The sequence below is a fragment of the Arthrobacter sp. CG_A4 genome (genome assembly GCF_035985125.1).
Classification (GTDB): Bacteria; Actinomycetota; Actinomycetes; order Actinomycetales; family Micrococcaceae; genus Arthrobacter.
Genome location: NZ_JAXCID010000077.1, coordinates 1 through 6,511, shown reverse-complemented (window position 1 = coordinate 6,511; position 6,511 = coordinate 1). Strand labels below are relative to the sequence as shown.

Genomic DNA, 6,511 nt, shown 5'->3' with positions numbered 1-6,511 from the left:
AGCCGCACTCGCCCTGATCATGCTCGCCTGCGGACCCGTCAGAATCAAGCTCCCATACCAGAGATAACGGAACCCACATCTCTGTCAGGAGAGCCAAAAGAGTCTCCGAATCGAAAGTCCAGTCGAGACACCTGGCGGACCATGAACATATCCGAATTGAGCAGCTTCCTCGATCGCTGTTGGCCCTTCGGAAGTGAATCCCGGAACCCCAGCCCTTCAAGCGGAGCTCTCATGGCGGTCTCCCCAGTAGTTATCGTGAACTCCGTTGCGGGCATTGATGGTGGCGTCTATGTACTGGACCGGCGATACCTTAGGGAAGTAGGGGCCGATAGACAAGCCATGAACGTCTATTCAAAACTGACGGGCGGATCGCTCGGGCAACGATCGATGGTTCCAGCCGTTATCGTCGCTCTCGTTTGCAACTGGGAGGCTGTCGCAAACTCTTACCAAAACTGCACGCTCGTGACTGGACTCTGGGACGCCGGGGTACTACTTCAAACCATGAGCCTCTCGGCCAGCAGCCAGGAGCTCCCCTCTTGCATAAGCGCCGTAGTTCCGCCGACGGAAGTCCAAGCGAAGCTTGGAATTAACACCGACACCCACGGGATTGTGGGTACGTTCACGGTCGGGGGTGCATCAGACGACGTCTGAGTCTCTTCATTTGCATCGAAAGAGCTAACGTGAGACTTCAAGCCTCGAGTCAGGAATGGAATGAGCAGACAAATCGGTATTTCGCAGGGGTGATTTGAGCATAAAAAGAGTGACTGCAGCAAGGGGTAAAACGCAAGCGATTAGGGCGACCTGATACGACGTAAACACGAGGGCACCCGTGACAATAAGAGCTCCAAGCGGTTCGCCACCCCAGGACAGAGTGCGTGCTGTCGAGTTGACCCTGGACTGGAGGGAGCCCGGGAGGAGAGATTGCCTGAGGGTTATATTGTTGATAATCAGCATCGCGTACGTTAGTTCCCAGAAGAATGCCGCGATACAAAATAGAATGAGGTTTGGCGAAAAAATCGCACTAAGAAAAAATACTATTCCAAGCGGGAGGCACGCTAGTGTAATACGGGATTGCGGGATCCTGCGAGAGACCCGCCCAAGGACCACTGACCCTACAAAGGCGCCTCCGCCCATAAGAGTCAACACAGCTCCGACGCCGACCCCATTGGAGGAGAAGCGTTCGTTACAAATTACAATGAGTGCCGCCAGTAATGCTCCGCCGGCAATAGCATTCGACAGACCTATGAATACGAGATGGCGCAGGACGGCCGACGACCAGATTACTGTGATTCCCTCCATCATATCGTTGGACAGGGAACGGAAGTCGAGGGATCGCTTGGTTTCCTGAGCACATTCCACTCGAATCAGATTCAGAAATACCAGCGCAACGGCATAAGCCGTCACATTAATAATCAAAACAACCGATAAGCCAGATGTGGCATAAATGATGCCGCCCAGCGCTGGCCCCAGAAGCGAAACAATTGTGTTCCCTCCGTAGAGATAGCTGTTGGCACTGCCAAGATTGTCCGAGCCCACAAGTCGCGGCACGAATCCAAAACTACTGGCATCAAAGAATACGGCGGCTGTGGAAATGATGGCAACTGCCAGCAGCAAAAAAAATGGCACCAGCCCGATTATTGAAAACAGCAGGACTAATATCGTCAGAACTACACCAGAAACGAGCTCCATTGTGCGCATCAACCGGAGGCGCGACATTCTGTCCGCGAAGGCGCCTGCAGGGATGCCGAAGACTAGCAGCGGGGCTAGCATAATGAACGTCGTTGCCGCGGTTAGAGACGACGATTGTGTGTTTTCGTAGATAGCCAGTGGGATAGCTACTCTTGACAGGCTCGCCCCAATGCTGGAGGTGAGTCTGGCCGTCAGAAATAGGTAAAAGTGTGTGTTCAACTGAAGGGCCTTTCGCTATCCGTGGAACGGGTCAGAAAAACACTGGGACAGGTTCTGCGAGTCAATCAGGGTCACTAGCTCGCCGTCCGAGTCTAGTCGGAACATACTTTCCAGGCGCACCCCTCCGACTCCTTGTATATAAACTGCAGGTTCAATCATGAAGACATCGCCTGCGGTCAGAATATGGCTGGAATTTCTGCCAATAAAAGGATACTCATGCAGATCAAGGCCCAGCCCATGCCCCAGGGCATGAGGCAAATCTGAGAATCCATTCGAACGAAGACTCTCGTTGCACACCTCCACCAACCGACTAGATTCCCGATCGCCGTCTCTGATCAGCTCCACTACTTTTCCAAGGATGCCGGCTGCGACACCGGCTGCTCGCATGAGCTCGTTGTCGGGGCTCAACCCGACGGTGAGTGAGCAGTCAGCCTTGTAGCCGCAATACTCCGCAGCGCCATCGATCACGGAGTGGCCTCCGGCGAACATCTGCACCGTCAGGGTTGGTTCCGACCAGATACGATCTGACTTTGTCCCTGTCGCTACGCTGGTTTCGTAGGCACGGCCAGTTCCACCTTGTCGAAGGAAGTGGCCCTCCAACTCGGACGCGAACTGAAATTCAGAACACACCTCAGTTGTATGGGAAAGCGATTCGTAGGCTTGTCTGGTTGCGGCCGCAGCGCGGCTAAGGAACTCAACCTCGAGGCGGTCCTTTTTTCGCCGGACGGCCAGGGCGTTCGAACGACAGTTGACGACACCCTGTCGCGCGTTGACGAGCATATTGGCGAGCTCGGCCCCCACTGACCCGACCAGACCGATGGGTCTCCCGGGCACTTCGCGCCCTTGCTGTATTCGGCGTATCGAAAGTTCCTCGCCGTCGATGGAAAGGAAAACCTCACTCGCGTTCTTCATTCCAAGCCACGCCAATGTTGGTTTGTCGCTCACGAGTACCGCCCATGAGTCCGTTAGCTCGCAACTTGCAAGGAACGAACTCTTGCGTTGGGCGTAGAGCACCTCTAGTTGTCCCATGTTGGCCCTATTTTCGCTTTTGCGAGGAGCTCAAACTTCTTCCGTCGTGACTCCGGACCATGCAGATTGAGGATTATCTCATCCAGTTCACATTGCCTGTAAATGTCCAGGACACTGCGTAACTTTGCTGGGGGGAGAGCAACCAGGCTCACGGGTTTTCGGACAAATACGGGTTTAGTTTGGGCTTCATCAAGATGCACGTTGAGCGTCATTGCCGTTGTCAGGCCGCCATAGCCCTCTTTCAACTTGCCCATCAGCTCGTCCGGTGCCTGTTGCCACAGCAGACGGCCCTTGGCATGAGGCATGAAATCCACCACACGGCTCCCGGACCCCTGCGCAAAAAACATCTCGAGTTTTTCGGTCAGTGAACTGGGTTTTTTGACAGTAATTTCGTAATGGTCCTGGCCCTCAATGAGGGAGCTCACTTGCGTGAAGTAGGTCGGTAGTGTCGATTTTGGATGTTTCTCACACTGCCCAGTGTGCTCGGCGCTCGACAGGTGGCGTTCACCTGTTCCGAGGCCCAAACGGAATGGTCTGTGCAATATCAGCGCCAGTGAGAGTGCTGCGTTCGCAGTCACCAACGCAGAACGGTACGAAATCCCGGAAACGGCAATGCCCAACTGCGTGCTCGCGCCGAGACATGCCCCGACGTAGGACGCCAAAACAAACGGATCAATCAAAGATCCGGGTTCCTTCATCGCCAACGACGAACCAGGTAGATCACGGAACCAGAAGGCGTCGATGTCTGTTTCAGAACACGAGTACTTGAGGTCATCGATGATCGTCATCGGCAGATCCTCAAAGGACTGTGGCACCAGAAGGGAAACCTTCATTCGGTGGCCTCACTTCTTCCACTCATTCGGAGAACAACCGCTTCGGTCTCCGGATGCTTAGGGTTTGTTGATTGGCAACGGAATTCTGAGCGAATTTCCGAGCTCCAAGACGAGTCGATTTTTGGAACCAGGCCTCGTGCTTTCCAGTCGGCCGTGACTAGGAGCGCCCGGGGAAACACTCGGTTCCACATTGCGGTCGTTTCGGCCGGCGACTGCAGCAAATGGAGTACAAAGAAACTTATTAGGACGGCCGCGTCGCTGAAGGGTTGGAGAAGTTCGGCCTTAGTTGCATCCACTAGGTGAACCTCAACGTGAACCAGGGACGGATCAGATCGAACCTTGTCTCTTAGATAGTCAACGGTCCTCGGATGGCTGTCCACGATGACTAGCCGGGAAGCCGGGTACTTGGCGGCCAAATATCGAGCTTCCAGCCCCCTCCCCGCACCCACGACTAGGATCGAACTCGGAACTAGTGAACTGAGCATGTTGTTCGCTGACCCCAGAAGCCATCGGCGCATCTCAAGGTATTCGTCCTCGAGGCCAGGCGGCCCTGGCCTACGCATGAGGAAGTGGGATCAATCGGGGACCGTCGCTATTTGAAGCTTCAATCTGTTCTTGGAGCCGCGCATTGCCCAGCGGCGGGTAGGCCGTAGCCAGGTTCGGGACGGCTTGGGGGGAAAATGCCCTTACAACCCTGTAGCCGAGGCTGGAGACATCACTCGTTGTTACATCTCGCCAGAAGATGTCAAGACCGTGTGCGTCTTTAAGCCGAGAGACATCAACCTTCAAGTCAGTATTCCCCGTCTGCAGATCCTCCACTGAAGCTTCTCTGTCGATGCCTTCCAGTATCTCCCGCTTTGCGAGGGTTACGTTTATTGGATCAAGATAGAACTGAATATTGTGGATCAGCTGGGTCATTTGCCGGTAGGACTGGATATCCTTGTCGAGAAGCGGATTGAGGCGCGTCCCATCTGAGCGCTTGCGCCATATCCAACTGTCGCTGTCGGAGACGGCCTCAGCGATCCTGCTCAACTGCCAGGCTTCGGCACAAGCCTTCGAAATTGCGACTTGGATATCGAAGCGGCAAGCAAAACCTACCTGAATAGACGAGCTTTCTAGATCTTCCAGAACATAGGCCACAACATAGGCCGTTCTTCCCAGATCATAAGTGGCGAGCAAATGGATACTGCTTGCGAACCGATCCGGTGTCTGGGACTGCAGCCGTATGTTCTGAGCACGGCTTGTCTCAACTAGGGCTGAGGTCCCGCGTCCGATCCACCAGAGCATTGTCGCATCGCGCTCCAGTACCTCCAGCAACGACGACATGAGCGCACTCTCGCTCGTGATTCCGGTCGAAATACCCGGCAGCATCACCGGAAAGTGTCGTTTCTCCGCCGGGACGGAGCGGTAGTAATTTAGGTAGACCAGCGCAGCGGGAACCAGTGTAGACCCATGCACGGATTCCGCCTCCACCCACTTCATCTCGCTGTCAGCCCTGGGACGAGTGAATTGACCTGACTGAACCGCGGGTAAATCATCTGCAAAAGGGAAGAAGTCCCCTGGGTTGACTGCATTGCTGGATCGCGCACTAAGAGCGTCATAGCTTGTCGTGAGGAGACCGCTGGGGACATGATTCCCCGAGTATCTCTCGAATGCTTCCCCAATCGAGCTGTGATAGGCCAGATCGGAGTCAAACCCACAGCCTGTACCGAAGGGATCCGAGGTCCAGTTCAAATACGCAGAGGGATCGGCGAGAAAGGCGGTGTAGGTTTGCAGTCCTAGCGGCTCGGGAAACCGATGTTTAAGGTGCTGAACCCGGGTGATGGGCCCCACCAGATCGTCAATTGATGGCCTCACCGTCATGATCCAATCACTGATTTTCCTTGGTCAGAAAGGTCATGCTCTGGACATCCAGGTAGCGGGTGTATGTAGTGCAAAGACCATGTCTCGCTTATGAGTGAGTATGCGGCGACTGTGCCGCGATCAGCCTCGAACATCATGGCCTCTACCTGCTCTGGAGCGCTACTGCCCTCGATTAGAGTCGTCATCCAACTGTTGGTAGGCGGTCTCAGGGACCATGCCCCCGCGAGTACGTCGCCTCTAACATGGCTCGAAAGTAGACGAACCGCCAGGCAGACAGCACAACTCGAATCTCCTCCCACCACGGGTCCCACCATCAGATTTCCGGCGTGAAGATACAAAGGCACGAAGGATTTATTTTGTTTTGACCAGGACCCAGGGTTGGGAAATAGGCTTACCTGGGCATTGGAGATGTTGATTGCCACGTCATCTGTTGGGACCTTCGGGCGGTCAAAATGGTCCGATCTAAATATTCGGCCTGATTCGTGGTCAATGACAAGCCCCGAACTTTCATCGTGCCAAGCGAACGCCTTCCCACATGCAACTCTACTTTTCGCGGACTCTTCGGTGAGGGAATTCGTACCCATATCCGTTAGACCAGAGTCGTGAAGGCTGACAATCGCCGGCCTCCACGACCCCGATGGTTACTTAACCCTGGACCTTGGTGTTGGCTGGTTCGATGTGCTCGCCGATGAACTCCCCGTTCTCAGACATGGGGTGGTGGCAGTCTGCCGCGGGATCGGAATCCCGGAAATCCGCAAGAAGTTCCTCGAGAACCTTGTCATTTTTGGCTCTCCTGACAGAAGTGTGGGTCAGGGATTGTGTGCTAAGGGGCATGGGTAACCCGATAGATTTGGGAGTTCCTACACAACCAATCTTCG

7 protein-coding genes are annotated in these 6,511 nt (G+C 54.7%); 1 reads left to right on the top strand and 6 read right to left on the bottom strand.

What is annotated here, in order from left to right; translation table 11 throughout:
- Positions 1 to 231 precede the first annotated feature (231 nt).
- On the top strand, positions 232 to 651 hold the full coding sequence (locus tag RCH07_RS18800) for a hypothetical protein (RefSeq protein ID WP_326969013.1): 420 nt from the start codon (positions 232 to 234) through the stop codon (positions 649 to 651).
- 24 nt (positions 652 to 675) lie between these two features.
- Here RCH07_RS18800 and RCH07_RS18795 read toward each other — a convergent pair whose 3' ends face one another.
- The 6 genes from RCH07_RS18795 to RCH07_RS18775 form a co-directional block, all read right to left on the bottom strand.
- The gene (locus tag RCH07_RS18795) at positions 676 to 1,908 is read right to left on the bottom strand and encodes an MFS transporter (RefSeq protein ID WP_326969012.1); all 1,233 of its coding nucleotides are present in this window, start codon (positions 1,906 to 1,908) and stop codon (positions 676 to 678) included.
- A 15-nt stretch (positions 1,909 to 1,923) separates the two neighbouring features.
- Positions 1,924 to 2,853: a M24 family metallopeptidase gene (locus tag RCH07_RS18790; protein WP_326969011.1), complete on the bottom strand. Its 930-nt coding sequence runs from the start codon at positions 2,851 to 2,853 to the stop codon at positions 1,924 to 1,926.
- A 71-nt stretch (positions 2,854 to 2,924) separates the two neighbouring features.
- Positions 2,925 to 3,725: a hypothetical protein gene (locus RCH07_RS18785; RefSeq protein ID WP_326969010.1), complete on the bottom strand. Its 801-nt coding sequence runs from the start codon at positions 3,723 to 3,725 to the stop codon at positions 2,925 to 2,927.
- 41 nt (positions 3,726 to 3,766) lie between these two features.
- Positions 3,767 to 4,255 (bottom strand): class I SAM-dependent methyltransferase, encoded by a 489-nt coding sequence (locus RCH07_RS19345; protein ID WP_442784869.1) that lies wholly within the window; start codon positions 4,253 to 4,255, stop codon positions 3,767 to 3,769.
- A 70-nt stretch (positions 4,256 to 4,325) separates the two neighbouring features.
- The gene (locus RCH07_RS18780; protein WP_326969009.1) at positions 4,326 to 5,633 is read right to left on the bottom strand and encodes a YcaO-like family protein; all 1,308 of its coding nucleotides are present in this window, start codon (positions 5,631 to 5,633) and stop codon (positions 4,326 to 4,328) included.
- A 645-nt stretch (positions 5,634 to 6,278) separates the two neighbouring features.
- Positions 6,279 to 6,467, bottom strand: coding sequence for a hypothetical protein (locus RCH07_RS18775; protein ID WP_326969008.1), 189 nt, complete (start codon positions 6,465 to 6,467; stop codon positions 6,279 to 6,281).
- Between the last annotated feature and the right edge of the window lie 44 nt (positions 6,468 to 6,511).

Bases quoted from the DNA above. Each gene is read 5' to 3' on its own strand.
- RCH07_RS18800 (WP_326969013.1), top strand. From the start codon at position 232: ATGGCGGTCTCCCCAGTAGTTATCGTGAACTCCGTTGCGGGCATTGAT.
- RCH07_RS18785 (WP_326969010.1), bottom strand. From the start codon at position 3,725: ATGACGATCATCGATGACCTCAAGTACTCGTGTTCTGAAACAGACATC.
- RCH07_RS19345 (WP_442784869.1), bottom strand. From the start codon at position 4,255: ATGCTCAGTTCACTAGTTCCGAGTTCGATCCTAGTCGTGGGTGCGGGG.
- RCH07_RS18780 (WP_326969009.1), bottom strand. From the start codon at position 5,633: ATGACGGTGAGGCCATCAATTGACGATCTGGTGGGGCCCATCACCCGG.
- RCH07_RS18775 (WP_326969008.1), bottom strand. From the start codon at position 6,467: ATGCCCCTTAGCACACAATCCCTGACCCACACTTCTGTCAGGAGAGCC.